Genomic DNA, 18,563 nt, shown 5'->3' on the forward strand with positions numbered 1-18,563 from the left:
CCGGCAACGTTGATTTCCGGAGGTCGTCCTGATGGTTCGCCCAATAACGCCCACCAAGCCGCCGGTCCAGCCGCAAAAGGTCAATGCCAAGGCAAATGCCGCGCAGACAGCGCGGCTGGAGGCGCAGGCTGCCAAATTGCGGGAGCAGATCAGGCTTGCCAACAGGATGGGCGAGCGTGATTGGGCAGCACAGGGCCGCCAGGAACTGGCCCGTGTTAACACGCAACTGGATTCGCTTCAGCCGCCGCCGGTTGCGGCTTCGGCGGCGCCGAGTGTCAACGTCGTCAACGCCAGCAACGGCACATCCGGCAATGGCAGGACGGTGACGCCGGCTCTTTACACGCAGACCGATCTCGCGGCACTGGCCGCGACACCGGTGAAACTGGACAGCAGCACGCCCGGAGACAACGCCGCGGAAGCGACGACGGCGCGCAACATCGTCAGCGACGTCACTGGCGGCAAAAGCATCGACCAGATTGCATCTGCCCGGGGCATGACGCGCGAACAGGTTATCGCCGCGCTCAGGTCCGGCGGGATGAGCGTGTCGACCACCGACCCGACAAGCAACAATGGCGACGTGCAGACGACGACGATCACGGATGCCAGCGGCCGCACCGTCAGCCAATATTACGACTACCAGCACGACAGCTACTACACGAGCGTGGAACAACCCAACGGCACGGCAACCACCACGCCGATCCGGGATGGGCTCGGGCGCAAGGAAACCAGCAGCTATAATCCCGATACCGGTGCGATCACGACGCGCTATGAAGACGATCTGGGCACCGGAACCGTCTCCGAGCGGACCACCTTGCCGAACGGCGCTTCAGTGGAAACCGTTACACCTGGGTACGGGCCGGCCTTGCCGGTCACCACCGTCAACGGGCCAGATGGTCACAAGACCGTCCTCGCTGCATCGCAGGATCCGGGCGGGGCAACCACCCAGGGCATCAAGGATGATCTCGCCGACGGCAAGAGCATCGAGCAAATCGCGCGTGAAAGGGGTCTGACCAACGAGCAGGTGATTGCCGAATTGCAGGCCGCCGGCTATCAGGTCACGGCGCGCGAACCGACGAGCGACAATGGTGACGTGCAGTCGGTTGAAGTCGTCGATCCGCACACCGGCGACAAGACCGTCTACTATCACGACTACCAGCATGACGAGCGAACCGTCGTGACGACGTCCGACGGCAAGGAAACGACGGTGTCGGAGGACGGGAACGGCGGGACGCGCAACAGTGTCCGCAATCTCGAGACAGGCGAGACCACAACTACAATCGTCGATCCGAAGGCCGGAACTGAAATCAAGATCGTCACCGACAAGGACGGTCGGGTAACGACAACGACCACCGAGAAGATCAATGGCGGCGAGCCCGTCGAGTACGAGGTCAAGCCTGGCGACAACCTGACCCTGATTGCGCAGCAATATGGCGTGTCGCTGGACGATCTGAGGAGAACGAACCCGGAGCTGTTCAATTCGCCTCGTGACCCAGACATCATCCATCCGGGGGAAAAGATTACTATCGAAAACGGTACCCGCACGACCGTGGAAGTCACCTTCAACGGCTATACGCTAACTACGTCGCCAGACGGCAAGATCACGCTGACCAACGATACGACTGGCGCCGTCACGGACATCGCGGCCGGCACCGCGCAGGAAGCGTTGGCCAAGCTGTTGCTGGACATCAACCCGAACATCAATGACCCGGAACAGGCCAAGGAAGACACGATAGTCAAGACGACGCTGGACGGCATATTCGGCGGAGCAAGTCCCGAGCTTGCTCAAGAAGTCATAGACAAGCAGCAAGCAGTAAAGGATGCGATCGAGAACTACGGCGGCGGTACTCCCGCGACGCAAAGTCTCGACGGCAGCGCCACGTCGGTCGGTCCGTACGGGAACCCACCATCACCGACGGCTCCTTCAGGCGGGAAGTGGGTGCCACTGCTGGTCGATGGGAGCTGGCAATGGTTCGACCCGGAGGTAGCCAAGGCGATCGCAGCCGAGAACGTTGCGATTGCGAACCTCGGCGAGGCACAGGCAAAGCTCGAGCAGATCGCGGCACAACTCGACGTCTATGCGCTGGACCCTGAATACAAGAACGCCATGGAGGGTGCCGAGTCGACGCTCGACGAGGTCTTGGCGCCTTATGGGCTGGAGTGGAAGGCCCCCGAGCCGAAGGGTACGCTGGCAGATGCGCAAAATCGGTTGACCCTCGCCAACAACGCGCTTGAAAGCGCCAGCACTGCCCGGGCCGAATACGAGCAGGGCCAGAAGTCACTTCTCGACGCGATCGACAAACAGATAGACCTGCCGACGCTCAGCGATCCCAACCAGACAGCTGTCCGCAGCACGGATGGTCCCAGCGCCGAGGAAACCAACCAACAAGGAAAGGCCGCGCACGCGGAGGTCGCCGAGCTCTTTACGAACGTGTCGCTCCACACCGCCAATGGCAACAAGGCCACGATCGACCAAATGCTCAGCTCGACCGAGTTGGAGCTGAAGCTTACCGATGCCAAACCCGGGAGTCCTGAATATACGGAGATCGAAGGGCGACGCGACAGCCTGAAAGAGTTGCAGAAGGCGGCGACCAACCAGGTAACGCTGGCCGAAGCCTATCAGGAGTATGGGGTTGCGCAGAAAGAGGCGGCGGATCTTGCCGTAACCATGGAGCCTCTCAAGCAGCAACTGCTTGCGCAGGCGCGGGAAAGAAACCCACACCATTTCGATTGGGAAGGGTATACCAATGGACGCGGTGAGTTTACCGGCAAGATATTATCGCAGGACATAGTCGAGGAGAACGGTCAGCTCTATGTCGTTACCGTCTATGAGAACGACACTTTCACAGACGAGAACGGTGATGACACCAATGTGCATAAATCTGCCCTGACATACGCTCTCGACGACGAGAATATCAGGGAAGACTTCCGCAACGATCCACTCAACAAGCAGTGGCAGGAGATGCTGGCGTCGACGCAGGATGTATCAGCGCCGGTCTGCACGCCATATGGGAACGGATCGCACTCGGCGCTGGAGGTGGCCAAGTCGAATATTATAGGCGTGCAGGTCGATCAGCTGGATGCCGGGCTGAGGGACGCGAAGACGAAACTTGTCAACGCGACGACGGCACGCGACCAGGCGATCACCGACTACGGGCCGGGAACCGTAGAGGCGCCCGCCGGCACGCTCAAGCCGGGCGATACGGCGGTGAAGATCACGGTGAACGGCCGCGACCTGTGGGTCGCGCCGGAGGTTGCCGCGGCCTACGAAGAGCAGGGGCCAGGCGCGATCGGCGACAGCGGCAAGTGGGTCCAGATCGAGATGGACGGCCAGATGCTATGGGTGCACCCCGAAGTCGCGGCCGCGGAAATCGATCGAGGCCAGGCGGAGACCGAAAAGAACCAATTGGAGGACTGGGAAGAAAACGTGCGGCCGGCGATGGTGGCAGGGCGCGACTGGTACGCTTTTTCCGCGAGCCACCCCAAGCTGCTCGAATATGGTTTGGAGGAGCACGAGGCGAGACTCAAAAACGAGTATTTTGAAGAACACCGGGACCAGGCGCTCGCTGGATATCAGGTGCAGTTCGAGAACCTCTACAAAGCCGGTTTCACCGGTGAATACAAGACATATACGTCCGGCGAACTCAGCGGTACCGTTGCTCAGACCCTCGGCCTCGATCCATCGAGCGAGGGAGTCGAAAAGGTCGTCGACGAAATCACCGACCGCGCCGGCGACAACGCCGAAGTCAAGATCGTGCCGATCTTCTCCCTCGATGGCGGGATGGAATCATCGACGGCCTTGTTCGCGATCAAGGGCGATGGAAACGAAGCCGGCTATGTCGACAGTTCTGGTAAATATTACAGCACCTTCGATGAATTCCAGCACGAGAATCGCATCTTCGGCGAGAAGGGCAATCTGGTCATGGCCAAGGGCGGCGACATGTCGCTCGGCGAGGATGGTTTTTCGCTCGACGAACTGGAAGTGGCCGACGCACGCAAAGTGGATTTCTGGGACAAGGCCACCGACATAGGCCTGGGCATCGTGGCGGGCGCCGCCACCATTGTCTCGTTTGTTCCAGGCGGTCAATGGGCCATTCCAATCGCGATCACCTCCGGTGCGGCTCTGGGCGGTAAGGCCTTGTACAGGGAAGGTGAGCACCTCCTTCAGGGCGGCGACTTCGACAGTCAGTCGGCTTGGAATATCGCGACCGGCGTAACCGCATTCCTGCCCGTAGGCGCCGGCGCCCTGCGCACGTTCGGCTTGGCCAGGTCAGGCTTGTCCGGGTCCGAGGCTTTCGCGGGTGGGTTCGGGATGACCCGCATGAAGGATGCCAGCTGGGGCATCGGCAGATTCCAGGTGAACGTAAAGCAGGCCTCTTATGCTGATGATGTCTCGGCGTTTATGCAAAGCGGCAACAAGCTGACCACCGCTGCATGGGGGCTCGATGCCGCCGCCGTGGTTACCGGTGTTCCGGTGCTCGGCAAATCGGTGGAAGATCTGGCGGCGCATGGCGGCGAGATGTCCCTGCTCGAGCTCGCGAACGCAGTCATGGGGATAGGCGTCGGCACTGTCGGCACAGGCTTGGGCGGCCGCTCGCTGTTGTACAACATGCCTGGAGCGGGCGGTACTCGGAGCGGAACTCATACGTCGGCCAGTTTTCCTGGCGGACCGGATTCGGGGCCACAACCACGGGCCGTCTACGAAGTCGGTCCCGACGGTGTCTACAGGCCCACCGGCGAACAGGTCATGCCGGACCCGGATGAGATCATCATCGATGGCGATGTGATCGGCGAAACGTCCGGCCAGCAGGGGCCTGGTTTCGGCGCCCGGAACGGTTTTGACAACACGGGAGGAGCTAACCGTCCAACCGGTCAGCGCGCGCTGCCGGCCGGCGAGTCCGAGGGTCCGAACCCGCCGCCACCCACTGGCGGCAGGGGTGATCCATCAGGCGACGGCCAGCCGTCGCGGCCGATGGTCGTGCATGAGCAAGGCCCCGACGGCGTCTATCGCCCGACCGACAAGCTGGTCTTCCACGATCCCAGCCACCCGGTCGTCGAGGGGACGGTCGTCAACGTCCACGATGAAGGGCCGAGCGCCCCGGGCGAGCGCGGCGATCCCGAAAATGCCAGCGACCGAGGCGCCCAGGAAGTGCGTGAGCAGAATGTGCGCCTCCCCGCCGACGGCGATCCGATCGTGGTGCCGCCGGTCCGCGGCGACGGAACGACGCGCCCGGCCGAGAGCGGCTTACGGCTCGTCTGGGACCCGACAACAAAGTCATTTACCGGCATGCCGAAGGCGGACGTCGGCGAATACACCTACACCAGCGGCAAGGATCCGCAGCAGACGGGTTATCTCGACGGCACACGCCCTTCCGACCCGGCTGTGCTGGCCACCCCGGACGAGCTCGTGCTCCAGTCCGAAACGGAAACACGCGACGGTTCGAGCCGCGAAACCACCGAGCGGCAGGGGCCTTCCGGAGCGAAGCTGCCGGAAGGTGGGGCGGCAGGCACCCCCCCGTTGATGCGCTACACTCTCGGCAACCGCCACACCGGCGAGATGCTCGTTAATTTCAACCTGCCGGAAGGGCAGAGGGTTGTCGCGATACCCGAACCCAAGGCGATTACGGCCGCGCCGGAACCGGTGCCGGCTCCTGTCGAGCTCGACCCATCCTTGCCGGTGCTTTATCTCGGCGTCGACGGCCGCTGGACAGCCGATCCGAACGCCCGCACGGAGCCACCGGCCGTGACGGATACCGGGCACCCCAGCCCGGCTCGGCCCGACGGCACGCCGATCATCAATCATTTCTCGTCAAACCCGTACAGCTTCGGCCAGACGTTCAATGCCGTCAGAGCCGGCCTCAGGCGCATCGGCACGCGTTACCTGAACACCGAACCCCGCTATGACTATCCGAAGCTTGGCGAACTCGTCGACAGCATCTATCACAGACCGGTTCCGCAGGACGGCGTCACCGCCGGACAAGACATCTATGTCGAGGCTGGCGGCGAATACCTGCCGGCCAAGGTCATCGTGGCCGGCCCGCAGGCGAGCATGACCCGCGACATCGTCCTGCCGGGCGAGCACGCCACAGAGGCCGGCTACCTGGGTTCCGGCCCGACGGTCGAACGCGCCAAGCGCGGATCGATAACCACGCCCAATGGCCAGCTCAGGGTCAACACCCCGGCACGGGAAGTCCATACGTTCGATCCTGCCGACAATCCGGAAGTTAGCCATCGCTCGGCCCTCGGCGAAACCCTGGCCGCGACCTTGCCGGCGCTTCCCGACGATGCGGCGACGCCCGCGCCGACGTGGGCGCCCGAGCAGGTGGAACTCGTCGGCGACTACCTCCATTCCCTCGAACGTTCCACCGATCCCGTCGTCCGCGATGCGGTGACCATGACCAGAGTGCAACTCGGGGGCAGGGGCCTGCCTCAGTCCGGCACGGAAATGACGCAGGCTCAGCATAATGCGCTTGTCGAAATGCTTAACGCTGACCGGAACAGCCCGTTCACCGGCTCCAAGCCGGCCGGCCAGCTTTCGATGAACGGCTTGACGACCCTCCAGGTGTTCAGCGCTCAGGGCAAGCTGCCGCATCTGTCGCCGGGAGAAGTGATCGACCAACTCGGCCTGTCGTCCGATGGCAGGCTGCCCCGCGGCGAGCAGTTCCTTACCGCCGGGGCGCTGCCAGGAGAAGCCGGCTGGACCTATGCCGGCCGTGGCATCGTCGGCGACTACCTCAAGGCTGCGTCAGGCTCCACCGATCCGAACCTTGCCGCCGTGGCAAATGCCGCCTCGCTGTTTTTCAAGGGGCGCGCCACCAAGCCTGGCAAGGCCGTGACCGCCGCACAGCAGGATGCGCTCATGCAAGTCCTGAAGGCCGACGGTGGCAGCACGTGGGTCTACGGTCCGAAGCTTCAGCCGGAGTCTTCATTCAACCCCGCCGGCAAGCTTTCGCCGGAAGGCCGCTACAATGAGAAGGTTCTGTCCGGCCACGAGACCTGGACACCGTATCTTTGGCGAGAGATGCGCGGTTACGCCGCCAACCAGCAGAAATCCGCGGACCCCGCGGTCCGGTCGCTCGCGCACGCCTTGGACAACGCGCTGCCTGGAAGCAAGCCCAAGGCCGGGACCGAACTCAACAGCGACGTGCCTGTCCTGCTGGCGCGGTTGCTGGATGCCGACAAGGCGAGTTCGTGGCGCGCCCCGACATTCTTCACGGATGCGCAAGGGGTCTGGCGGTCCGACCGCGCGACCGTTTCCTGGTTCCTGCAGGAACACGAAGCCAATGTCTTGGGTGGGTCGATGCTGAACGATCTTGCGGGCCGCACGGTCGGCCTCGGCGGATCGATGCTCGGCATTAAGGTGCCGCTGCCCAGCCGGCAGGTCTATGGGGAACTCAGCCTGAAGAACAACGGCCCGGACGGCACGGGCTTTCTGCTCCCGGTCCATCCCGACGACGCGAATGGCCAGAAACTTTTCGTCAATGGATACCGGCCGAATTTCGCTTATGACGAGGCTGCGGCTCCATCTGCCCAGTGGGTCGCATCGGCCCCGATGATGTCGAAGAACACGTTCCAGAGCGAAAACGCCGTTGGCGCTTCCATATCCATCGCTGGCTTCTCAGTGAGTGGGGCCTACGTCAAACGCACGCTGCTCTATCTCGGTGGCGAAGGCGGCCGGTCGGGGTATACGCTTAGGGAACCTGGCCCGCTCAGCCAAAGGGCAGCCTCCTTCTGGGAAGAAGCTGCGAGAGGTGGTGCCAGCCACTATAGTGCCGAAGGCAAGGTGCCCGGTTTCGAGGATCGGGTCCTCTACCGGAACTACGATATCATTTCCCCCTTCGGAGGCGGCAAGGAACCCTGGCGCGCTAGCCCTGCCTTCGAGGGCGTTCCGCGCGAGGCGGGCGCCGGGCCACTCAACCGCCTGGACCGCAAAGACCACGGCGTCGGTTTCGCGGTAAACCTTGGGCAATGGCCGGTAACGACAGCAGAACTCGGCTCGGTGAGGAAGGTTCTGGTGCCGCATGCCCGTACCGCCCGCGCGCACCCCGGATTCTCCGAAGGCGCGCAAAAGGTTTTCTCCGCGCTGGAAACGTCGGATGGGCGACTGACGCCGGGCGTCCTGCAACATCTCGCTGCTTATCTTGGAGAGATCGCAGCTTCTCCCAATCCCCAGCTCAGATTCGCTGGCCAGCGCGTGTCCGATGTGTTCCCGGAACTGGGTGGTGCGCCATATCCGGACCAACTCGCCACCGTCGACGGACGCCCAGACGGGATGAGCAAGCCAGCGTGGAAAGCGTTGCGGCAACAACTGGATCAGCAGGCTCGCAGCGAACTGACGCCCACGCAGGCCCATTACCTCAACCAGTTGCTTGAGCGGGAGGTCCGCCATAATTCGCCGCCGGCAAACGGCTTGCCGCCAGCTGGCGAGGGCCCGATCGCTCCCCGCAGTCCGGCGCCCAGGCCAGCGCCGAAAGGGCCGGGGTTTGCAGCAGATGGGTCATCGGGCCCGTCATTCGCCAAGCCGCTGACGCAGGCCGAAATCGCGGCCAACCGCCAGGAGGCGGCGAGCCTGCTCGACAACATGCTTCATCAGAACCTCGGCATGCCGGAAGTCACCAAGGCCAATCTAATAGATCAGCTCAGCCGCTCGCCGACGCTGATGGAACTCTTGCGCGGCGCTCACGCGCAAGGCGTACGCATCGTCAACCCGGCGCGGCACGACCTCCGGATTTTCGACGCCAGCTCCGGCGACGATCTGACGGCGACTGGATCACAATACGTCAGCGACGTGGGAGTAGTCTTTGTCGATGCCGAGACATTCCGTGCAGCCGATGCGGACAGCGACACCGTACTTGCCGAATTCGTCGACCTGCTCGGCCACGAGCTGTCCCACGTTGGGGACGCGCCGATCGACCTTCATCCCAATAATTTTCCAGATCGGCAGGCGTATAAGCATGCCGTGGTCTCTGCCTATTTGAACGTCGAGGGCGAAGCGACATTTGCTCAATATGCTGCTGCCGACGAGCTTGCGGTTAACAGCGGCAAGCCGGCTGCTATACTCGGCGCCGAGTGGAATTCGGCCCAGGCCGATATATTCGCCCGATACAAGGCCGGCGAGATCGATCGATCGCAAGCCGTTGAGGAAATGGCGACGCTATTCAGTGAGAAGGAGCCGAGCACTGCTGACGGAACGTATGGGGAGTTTTATGGCCGGTACGCGGATGAGCTATACGACTACTACGCGTCCACTGGTTCCCACCCCCCGGCTGAAACTGGCCGTCCCGCACCAGCAACCCACGGCCAACCCGCTCCGAACAATGGACCGCTCACCCGAACCGGCGTCAGAGCGATCCCGCTCGACCAGGTTCCGGATCTCGTCATGGGCGATTTCCAGCCGAACCAGATTCCTTGGCTTAAGCGCGAGCAGGTGGCCGAGCTGACGGAACAGCAATTCCGCGACATGGATCAGGCCGGCTTGCTGTCCTATCTGACCAAGAGCCAGCTGCGCGGTATCCCGAAGGCAAAGATAGGCCAGGTCAACATCGCGGGCTTCGACGGGAAACAGATTCCTTGGCTGAGCGAGGGCCACATCCGGAATGTGACCGACCAGCAGTTCCGCGATCTCGGCAAAGCCGGTTTGACGCCTCACCTGACGAAACCACAATTGCAGGCGATAAAAGGAGACATGGTCGAGTTCGTTGACGTGTCGAAGTTGGAAGCGCGCCAGATTCCGTGGTTCAAGCCCGGCCAGGTCGCCAAGTTCACTTCACAGCAATTCAAGGATCTGGGCGAGGCCGGATTGCTGAAGAACCTCACCGAGCGCCAGGTTCAGGCGATCCCCGCAACCATCATAGATTCGGTGGACGTGGCGAAGTTCGATCCCAACCAGGTGCCGTGGCTGACCGAGAAGCAGATCCCGGTGCTGACCCGCGATCAATGGGGTGCCTTCACGATCCACCACACCGAAGCCCTGACCCAGCCGCAGATCGAAGCGGTGGCACCAAAACAGTTCGAGGAAATGAGCCCCGGCCAGTTCCGCAAGTTCACGCTTGAGCAGTTCGAGTGGATGAGCGGGGATCAGACGAACGCCCTCTCCGTGCTGCAACTGACGACCTATCGGGCGACCCATAAAAAGGCGATGACGCCGGATCAGGCCACCAGCGTCGATCTGGCCCTCAGCCATGCCAGGATGCGGGAAAACGCTCAGGCACTCGCCACCTTTGGCGGCATGTCGACCACCTCCTACATGTTGTGGAGTTCGTTGCCGCCAACCTGGACCGCCACCGCCGCAGCGGTGGCATTTGGCGCGCGAGGCGTCGTTTTCGGCGCGCAGGCGCTCTTCCCCAACGCAACCGCAAGTCACAAGCCGTTCGGGCGTTTCCTCAACGCGCTCGGCGGAGCCACATTCATTGCCGCAGCGCCAGGTGCCGCGACCGGGATGATCCAGGGTAAGGATCTTGTCGTCAACAGCACGTTCACGCTCGGCAATATCGTCTATGGCACGAAGTCGATGCTGCAGTCGTTCACCGGCAGACCGGTGATCCGGAACCTGGCCGAATATCTGGCTGGACCCGGCTATGTGCTTGGCTGCGCCGTCTATACGGTGCACTCCTGGCCGGCGCCGATTGCCACAGTCGCCGGCACCATGTTCACGTTCGGCTGCGCCGAATTCTGGGCGTCGGCCATAAGGACGGACCGGATGAATCGCCGTTCGGTGCCGCGAACCGACGCTGATATCGCGGCGGCGGAAAAGTCCGACAAAAAATGGACTGCATGGGATCGGTGGACTCTGGGCATCACCTTCGGCGTTGGAATGCTTCTCTTCTCGCTGGACTCCCTGCTCGCGGAACCTTGGGAGGACGCGAAGACGACCCCTCCACCCGATCCGAAAAAACCGGATGGCGATGCCTCGTCCCAGCAACCCGATGATCCTTCGGATGTTCCAGGTGGGCCGCAGATCCCGGGGGAGGATTTCCCGCAACTTGTCGTGGTTGCCGATGACGGCCTGAATTTGCGAACCGAGCCTGACGGGGATTCGACCGTGGGAACGGTTCTGCAACCCGGCACATTCGTCGAACAGATCGCGAAGCCATCGACCGATCCGTCAGGGGAGACCTGGATACCTGTCGAAGGTTTCGGACCGGATGGCGAAATGCATAGCGGCTGGGTTTCCGGCGACTATGTCGAGGCTCATGCCGAGGGCAGCAGCAATGCTGAGGGCCGCACGAACCCAACGCTGGAGAAAGACGGCTATCAGTGGGTCGAGGTCAAGGATGGCGACAGCATTCGCCTGATCGCCAAGACCCATTCTGCGGATGTGGCTGACACGGTTGTGCTCAACATGGATCATATCCTGAGCCCGGACCTGATCTTCTCAGGCGACCGCATCTATCTGCCTGTCACGTCGGTCAGCTGAGACCAGCCAGTCCAATCCTAGCGAGCATCAGCTTTCTGGGCCTTGCTGGTTCTCGCGGCATACGCGTTTGCGACACAGGCGGCCAGCTTTGCCGCCCGCTCTGCTGCCGGATTGGATGGTTCGGAGGAGTAGGAGGCGGTAAACTGCAGATCGGACGGATGCCATTCGCAGTCGACAATGCGCAGTTTACCGCTTGCGGTATAATCCTGGACGACGTCCTCCGGGAGAGAGGCTATGCCGATACCGTTGAGTGTCATTTTGATGGAAGCGGCCAGCGAATTGGCGGGAAAGATGCGCGGCGTCTCTTCCAGTTCGCCGGTCAGCTTGCGGTAAAGTTCGCTGTAGGGTCTGGTGGTGCGCGCATAGCTGATGATTGGAAATTGCATCAGATCAGTCAGCGTCAGCTTGCCTCGGTGAGGCAGTTTCAGTTGCGGTGAGCAGACCCACACGAGCGGAAAGGACGGCATCTCGATATTCTCGATGCTGTGTTCAAGAATAGGGCCCATCAGCACCGCAAGATCGAGTCGGTGGGACATGAGTTCGTTGCGAAGGGTCGTTGTCGCATCAACCACGATATCCGTATCGACAAGGGGATAGTTTGCTTGCAGTTCCCTGAGGAAATCCGGTAGCCAGGTGTGCACGATGGTTTCGGCAACCCCGAGCCTAAGCACCCCTGCCGTCTCTGAAAGAGAGCTGGCCGTCAGCTGCAGCCGTTCCGCTACGCGCAGAACCCGTTGAGCAGGCGGCAGCAGCCGTTGTCCCTGAGCAGTCAGCCGGACATTGCCGCTCTGCCGCTCGAACAGCTTGGCACCCAGCGCTTCTTCCAGTCCGGCAATTCGGTTGGATACTGCGGGCTGCGTGGTGTTCAGGCGTTCGGCCGCCTTCCGAAAGCTTCCGAAAGTCGCCACCAGGAGAAAGGTTTCGAGCTGCTTGATGTTGAAAGGGATCACAATTCAATGCCGGACAATAATCTGAGCGCCGACCTTTACGCGCTCATACAGGTCGATCACGTCTTCATTGGTCATGCGAATGCAACCAGAGGAGTTGGCCTGTCCGACGGTCCATGGCTGATTGGTGCCGTGGACGCGATAAAGCGTGCTTCCGATATACAGTGCCCGTGCGCCCAATGGGTTGTTCGGGCCTCCGGCCACGTGCGCAGGCAGGACCCTGCCTTTTGATGCTTCTCTGGATCGCATTTCGGCCGGTGGCCGCCAATCTGGCCAGTCCTTCTTTTTCGAAATCGTGTCGCGACCGGACCACTCCAGCCCCTCCTTGCCAACCCCCACCGCGTATCGCAGCGCTTTGCCGCCCCCCAGCATGTAATAGAGGCGCCGCTCCGTGGTGTTGATAACGATCGACCCCTTCGGCTGGGCCTCGCTGAATGTCACGACCTGCCTGGGAATCACTGACCGCCCGGGCACGATTTCTCCGTCCGACTGCAGGCCGGAAGCGCCAGGGGAGACCAGCACATTTCTTCCCCGATCGTATGTCCAGCTTCTAGGGTCATAACCGCTGTTCGATTGGGCCTGCGCCGACGCGATGGCGGCCATCGACGCCACGGCGACCAGAACCGATGCACTCAATCCCTCAGAAAGACGCGTTGCCACAAACCTTTTGCCTCGAGGAACGCCCGCGGGCACGTCCAAGTTCGCGAGCAGGCTGTTGTTTGCCGTCACCGAGACCACTCCCTTCCACATTGAACCGACGATCCCGAACCAGGTGGTAACCGATTCCAACGCGGCACCATATCGGCTTGCGGATCGTTCGCAACATTTGGCACAGGTCGTTGATATGTAATCCAATTGGACTTCCCATTTTCGAGTGTGCGCGATAGAATGACATCGGCGGACAAGCTATGAAGTAAGCGAGGCGGGGGTCATCACTCGTGGGTCGCTTGCGATAGGACCAATGTGACGGGACGCGGTATCTACCATGCGGATCGGGTGTCGGGAGGCAGGGCTACCCTTGTCGCCTGCGGCCTTGCCGTTATTCTGGCGCTCGGCTTTGACTCGCAGCGTGCGTCCGCTGCCGAACCGCGCTGGCCCCCTGGCCCTTACAAATACATCACGATCGATCAGTCGGTGACAGACGCGCTGGTTGAGCTCGGCCGCAACATGCGGGTGCCCATGCGTGTCAGCAAGCTGGTAAAGGGGCGCCTGAGCGCCGGCATGCCGGTTGGAACGGCCCGCGAGTTCCTCGACGAGATATGCAATCGATACGGGCTGGTCTGGCATTTCGACGGTATCGTCATGAACGTCGCGACCGAAGCGGAAGTCCAGACGGAAATGATCCCGCTTGATCCCAACATGGCTGCTGGCGCCGAAGACAGGCTTTCACGGCTGGGCGTCAGTGATCCGAAGTTTCCAATAAAGGTTTCCAAGCAAGACGATGTCATCTCGGTATCGGGGCCGCCATCCTACATCGAACTCGTCAGGAAAACGCTCGGGGTTGCTGCCACGCCGAGCACCAAGCAGGAGACTGGCAAAGCTGTGTCCGTTCGCGTTTTCCGCGGAAAGCAGGCGGAGGCGCAGATTGTCCCCTCCGCCAAACCGAACTAGAACAGGAGGGCAGATTCATGCAAATCGCACCGATTGGAGCCCTAGAGGCTACGCTTGCAAACTTAACCACCAGCATAAGTTCGCAACAGCAAATCACCGTCGGCGCGGCAGCGCAGCCCGGTAACCGAATGGTGGGCGCCAAGCAAGAAAAGCACGATGCCGCGAAGGTCAGCACGCCTGAGCGCAGTGATGTCGCCACGCGGGCAGGTCACCAGGTGGCGCAGACGCCCGGCACCAATCCGGCAATAGGCGGACAGACTTCCAAACCGGAGAAGACCGAGCCGGTCGTCGAACACAAACTCTTCGACTACATAGCCGAGACGGAGAAGGCTGCAGGTGGGGTGTTCACGGAACCATCGGCTCTGTTCGGTTCTGCCGTCAAGTCGCTGGAAGGAACCATGCAGCAGGTCCAGAAGGCTCTTGGCCAGGCTAATGCCCCCCCAAGTGCTGAAACGGCCGCCAGGCAGGATCGCGCCGACAAGACGACCCCGTCCGGCAAGGAAGGCGAAGACTCCCCAGCCAAGAATGCAGAGCAACTCCTGGAACGATCGATTTCGGTGATGTGGGCGGCCGCCAATCTCGAGGTGGTTACGAGCAGCGTGACGGCTGTCACGTCCTCCACCAGCACGCTGATCAAGCAACAGTAAGCGCCGCGGAGTGTTCGCGCCCATGCCAACCTCGCTGCGGCGTTTAATGCGATTGAATCGATGCGGCGCTAGGTGTCGCGTTGCGCTCGTTGTCTTGGGTATGCTTGTGCTCCAGGCGTGTTCGGTGGAGTTGTATTCCAACCTCAACCAACGGCAGGCCAACGAGATCGTGGCCACGCTCATGCGTCACGGGATTCCAGCCCAACGCGAGGCAGGCAAGGACGGCAAGATGACGGTTTCCGTACAGAAGGGCCGCTTCGCCGAAGCTATGGCCATTCTCGACGAGAGCGGCTTGCCCAAACAGGAATTCCAGACGCTCGGTGAGGTGTTCAAGAGGGATGGGCTTGTGTCCTCGCCGGTGGAAGAGCGGGCAACGATGATCTACGGCTTGAGCCAGGAGCTGTCTCAGACGATCTCGGACATCGACGGCGTGCTTTCGGCTCGCGTTCATCTCGTCCTGCCCGAAAACGATCCACTGAGGCAGCAGCTGGTACCGTCGTCCGCCTCCGTGTTCATCCGGCATCGCGCATCCGTTCCGATGAACGAGCTCATCCCGCAGGTCAAGATGCTGGTGGCCAAGGGCATCGCCGGACTGACCTATGACAATGTTTCGGTCACCCTCATTCCGGTTGCAGCGACAGCCCCCAACCAGGAAACCGGCGAGGCTGGTTTCATCACCTTCCTCGGCCTGTGGCTGCATCCAGACAGCGTCGCCGCCGCGATGTCGCTGTTTTATGGCATGGCGGCGGCCATATTCGCGCTGGCTGGTCGGTTGGCCTACATGCAGTGGTATCGACGGCCCGGCGTCTACGCGCTCGATGCTCCCGCAATGCCGGTGAAGAAAACATGACCCAGCGCGGCTCGGAGCAAACTGCCAGCCCGGAATGGCAGGCATTCATCTCCAAACCCGCGTCTTATGTGGATGCGGCTTGGCTCGCGGAGTGCTTTGACGGCGCGATCGGCGAGGCTGCCTGCGAGCGCATGCTGGGCTCGCAACGCTTGCAGGAGCGACTGTCGAAGCTTCTGCTCGACCGGCATAGGCTCTCTCGAGTGGTCGAAGAGCCGGCCGATGATGTAGATCGAGCGATCGCCTTATCGTCTGGCGAAGAGTTGGAGGAACTTGCGCTTCGCTCGGGCGCGATCTACTGGGCTGGGAGTCTGGCCGCAGTCATTGTTGGGCGTGAAGCGGCCGCATTGCAGGCGGCGCTTGGGGCTGATCTGTGCGCTTTCGCCGTCGCCAACCGCGATCTGGCCGGCCGGATTGAGCGATTGGGGCCGCTGGAAGACATTTCCGGTCGCGTCTACGCCGACGGCCTGAGCTGCCTTGGCGCCTGGTGTCAGATCATGCCGAGCGATACGAGCATGCGTGTGCGTCTCAAGCTGATGCCGCAACAGCTCATCCACCAGCCGTCAGTCGAACAATTTGCCGAGGCCGGCCCCGCGATTGTTCGACGAGCGATGAGCTAGACGAGATGATCGAATCGGGCAAAGCGCCGGAAGCTCTGGTGAGGCGTCCCTACGCTCGGATCCTGCGGGCCGCCGAGGTGCGCGCTGTGCAGGATGGGCATGCGTTTCTCGATGAAGCAAGGCGTGATGCGCAGCAGTTGCGCGACGCCGCTCGGCGAGCCTATGCGGCCGAATACGCGCTGGGCTATGACGACGGCAAGGCGCAAGGCGATGCTGAGGCCACACGGCTAGTCAGCGAGACGGCGGTCAAGGTGGATCGCTATTTCAGTGGGCTGGAATCCGAAGTCGTTGGGCTTGCCGTCGACATCGTCAGGCGAATTCTGGGAGAATTCGACGTCGGCGCGCTTGTCGCCAAAGCCGCAAGACAGGCGGTGACTGAAATCCGCCGCGCCAGATACCTGAAAGTCCGAGTTCATCCCGCGTCCATCGAAAGGGTTCGTAATGAGCTGGACGCAGTCTTGCGCGAAAGTGATCTGGGGATGACGGTTGAGATCGACGCGGATGATGCGCTGGCTCCCGACGCCTGCATCGTTTCGACCGACTTTGCCGTCGTCGACGCGAGCATCGACGCGCAGCTCAAAGCCATAGCTGCCGCGATTGCGTCGAAGACGGAGGTCCGATGACCGCGCCCGCCGCTGATATCGAAAGCCGTCTGGCCTCCATCATCCCGAATTTGCGTTCGGGCCTGCGCGACGATACCGGCCGGCCCAGGAAGGGGCGTGTACGGCGGGTCGCCGGCACGGTCATTCATGCGACTGTGGAGGAGGCACGGATCGGCGAGATATGCGAACTCGTCGACCCTAGGACCGGAAGGGTGACCAAGGCGGAAGTCGTCGGCCTCATGGACGAAATGGCGATCCTTGTTCCGCTGGGCGATTTGGCCGGTCTTTCAAACCTGACTGAGGTCGTGGCGACCGGAAAAGACCAGCAGGTGCCCGTCGGCCCCAGCCTTCTTGGTCGCGTGATCAGCGCGCTTGGCGAGCCATTGGACGGCAAGCCGCTTTCGCCGGACGGCATCACCGGCAGCTATCCGGTCAATGCCTATCCGCCATCTCCGCTGGAGCGCAGCTTGATTTCCGAGCCGATCCAGCTGGGAATTCGCGCCCTCGATGGGCTGCTCACTTGTGCGCGCGGGCAGCGCGTCGGCATCTTTGGCGAACCAGGAGTGGGAAAGTCGATCCTGTTTTCCGATATCGTCAGCGGCACCGATGCCGATGTCGCCGTGGTCGCCCTTGTTGGAGAGCGCGGACGTGAGGTGCGCGAATTCCTCGAACAACAGCTCGGGCCGGAGGGGCGGGCGAGGGCCATTGTCGTCGTTGCGACCTCCGACCGTCCGGCCATCGAGCGTGTCAAGGCCGCCTATGTGGCGACCAGCATTGCCGAATATTTTCGCGACCAAGGCAAGCATGTGTTGCTTGCAATGGACAACATAACGCGGTTTGCCCGTGCGCAGCGCGAGATTGGCCTGGCCGCGGGCGAGCCACCGACGCGTCGCGGTTTTCCGTCTTCGCTGTTTGCGGTCTTGCCCCGTCTGCTCGAGCGGTCAGGCCCCGGTCGCGTGGGATCCATCACAAGCCTCTACAGCGTTCTTCTTGAAGGCGACGGTACGCTGGATCCTGTCGCCGAGGAAGTTCAGGCGCTCCTTGATGGCCACGTCTTCTTGTCGAACGAGCTTGCGCAGCGCAACCATTTCCCGGCCATTGATGTCTTGCGCAGCCGAAGCCGCCTCATGGATGCGGTTGTGGAGCCGGCACATCGGTCCGACGCCAGCCACCTGCGCGAGCTGCTTGCCCGCTACGCCGACATCGAGCTTCTCCTGCGCGTCGGTGAATACGAAAAAGGCAGCGATCCCGTGGCGGACGAGTCGGTGGCGAAGATCGATGCCATCAACGCCTTCCTGCGTCAGGCGTCCGCCACACATGAGAGCTTCGAGAGGACACGCCAACTCATGCGGGAGATCGTCGGTGAAAGATCGTGAGATGATCGCTCGATTACGCGACCTCAGGCGCCGGCGTGAAGACCGCGCAAGGGAAGAGGTGATCAGAAGGCACGCCGCTGTGGACCGGGCCGCGAGGGAGGGTCGGAAGGCGGCCAGTGCGGTCACGGAGCACCTCCAGCGTACGGTCGATGCCGAAGACGCAGCGTTCGGCTCGCTTATTGGGCATCCGATAAAGGCTGCCAGCCTTCACCGGCTACAGGGACGGTTCGAAATCGCCGCCAGAAAAACCGAGCAGTTGCGGGAAAACGAGAAGATGGCGGGCGTTGTCGAGCAGCAACGGAAAGCGGAGCTGTCGGAGGCCCGCAATGATCATCGTGCAACCATGAAGGCGGTGACGAAGCTGGACAGGTTTTTGGAGCTTCTGACCAAACGCACCGCACGGCGTTGCCAGGCGCTTGCCGAGCTTTCCGAGGAAGAGGAGCGCGGTCCAACGCGCCTGCCCACAGAACGATAGCCCAGTTTGTGATCGTGAATATGGA

10 protein-coding genes are annotated in these 18,563 nt (G+C 62.0%); 8 read left to right on the plus strand and 2 right to left on the minus strand.

Annotation, left to right across the window (positions count from 1 at the left end; translation table 11 throughout):
* Nucleotides 1-31 precede the first annotated feature (31 nt).
* Nucleotides 32-11,413, plus strand: a complete 11,382-nt coding sequence (locus tag NKH13_RS29430) for a LysM peptidoglycan-binding domain-containing protein (protein ID WP_352916241.1) — start codon at nucleotides 32-34, stop codon at nucleotides 11,411-11,413.
* Between the two features lie 17 nt (nucleotides 11,414-11,430).
* Here the strand turns inward: NKH13_RS29430 and NKH13_RS29435 are convergent, their stop codons facing one another.
* Complete coding sequence (locus tag NKH13_RS29435) at nucleotides 11,431-12,363, minus strand: LysR family transcriptional regulator (RefSeq protein ID WP_352719075.1); 933 nt, start codon at nucleotides 12,361-12,363, stop codon at nucleotides 11,431-11,433.
* Nucleotides 12,364-12,366: 3 nt separating this feature from the next.
* Complete coding sequence (locus NKH13_RS29440) at nucleotides 12,367-13,149, minus strand: L,D-transpeptidase (RefSeq protein WP_352916244.1); 783 nt, start codon at nucleotides 13,147-13,149, stop codon at nucleotides 12,367-12,369.
* 174 nt (nucleotides 13,150-13,323) lie between these two features.
* Here NKH13_RS29440 and NKH13_RS29445 point away from each other — a divergent pair, with 174 nt between their 5' ends.
* The 7 genes from NKH13_RS29445 to NKH13_RS29475 are packed head-to-tail and all read left to right on the plus strand — an operon-like array spanning nucleotide 13,324 to nucleotide 18,538.
* On the plus strand, nucleotides 13,324-13,971 hold the full coding sequence (locus NKH13_RS29445; RefSeq protein ID WP_352719072.1) for a type III secretion protein: 648 nt from the start codon (nucleotides 13,324-13,326) through the stop codon (nucleotides 13,969-13,971).
* A 17-nt stretch (nucleotides 13,972-13,988) separates the two neighbouring features.
* Entirely contained in the window at nucleotides 13,989-14,618 is a 630-nt protein-coding gene (locus tag NKH13_RS29450; protein WP_352916247.1) for a hypothetical protein, read from the plus strand.
* A 46-nt stretch (nucleotides 14,619-14,664) separates the two neighbouring features.
* Entirely contained in the window at nucleotides 14,665-15,468 is an 804-nt protein-coding gene (gene sctJ / locus NKH13_RS29455) for a type III secretion system inner membrane ring lipoprotein SctJ (protein ID WP_352916250.1), read from the plus strand.
* Complete coding sequence (locus NKH13_RS29460; protein WP_352916252.1) at nucleotides 15,465-16,085, plus strand: SctK family type III secretion system sorting platform protein; 621 nt, start codon at nucleotides 15,465-15,467, stop codon at nucleotides 16,083-16,085. Before sctJ ends, NKH13_RS29460 begins: the two co-directional genes overlap by 4 nt.
* 5 nt (nucleotides 16,086-16,090) lie before the next feature.
* The gene (gene sctL / locus NKH13_RS29465; protein WP_352719066.1) at nucleotides 16,091-16,708 is read left to right on the plus strand and encodes a type III secretion system stator protein SctL; all 618 of its coding nucleotides are present in this window, start codon (nucleotides 16,091-16,093) and stop codon (nucleotides 16,706-16,708) included.
* Complete coding sequence (locus NKH13_RS29470; RefSeq protein ID WP_352719065.1) at nucleotides 16,705-18,063, plus strand: FliI/YscN family ATPase; 1,359 nt, start codon at nucleotides 16,705-16,707, stop codon at nucleotides 18,061-18,063. Before sctL ends, NKH13_RS29470 begins: the two co-directional genes overlap by 4 nt.
* Entirely contained in the window at nucleotides 18,050-18,538 is a 489-nt protein-coding gene (locus NKH13_RS29475; RefSeq protein WP_352719064.1) for a hypothetical protein, read from the plus strand. The genes NKH13_RS29470 and NKH13_RS29475 overlap by 14 nt, the downstream gene beginning before the upstream one ends.
* Nucleotides 18,539-18,563: the final 25 nt, after the last annotated feature.

The sequence above is a fragment of the Mesorhizobium sp. M1348 genome (assembly GCF_040317925.1).
In the GTDB taxonomy this organism is placed as follows: Bacteria; Pseudomonadota; Alphaproteobacteria; order Rhizobiales; family Rhizobiaceae; genus Mesorhizobium.

What these genes read in the sequence shown, in the direction of transcription:
- NKH13_RS29450 (WP_352916247.1), top strand. Translation starts at nt 13,989, where the DNA reads ATGCAAATCGCACCGATTGGAGCCCTAGAGGCTACGCTTGCAAACTTA.
- NKH13_RS29430 (WP_352916241.1), top strand. Translation starts at nt 32, where the DNA reads ATGGTTCGCCCAATAACGCCCACCAAGCCGCCGGTCCAGCCGCAAAAG.
- sctL (WP_352719066.1), top strand. Translation starts at nt 16,091, where the DNA reads ATGATCGAATCGGGCAAAGCGCCGGAAGCTCTGGTGAGGCGTCCCTAC.
- sctJ (WP_352916250.1), top strand. Translation starts at nt 14,665, where the DNA reads ATGCGATTGAATCGATGCGGCGCTAGGTGTCGCGTTGCGCTCGTTGTC.
- NKH13_RS29460 (WP_352916252.1), top strand. Translation starts at nt 15,465, where the DNA reads ATGACCCAGCGCGGCTCGGAGCAAACTGCCAGCCCGGAATGGCAGGCA.
- NKH13_RS29470 (WP_352719065.1), top strand. Translation starts at nt 16,705, where the DNA reads ATGACCGCGCCCGCCGCTGATATCGAAAGCCGTCTGGCCTCCATCATC.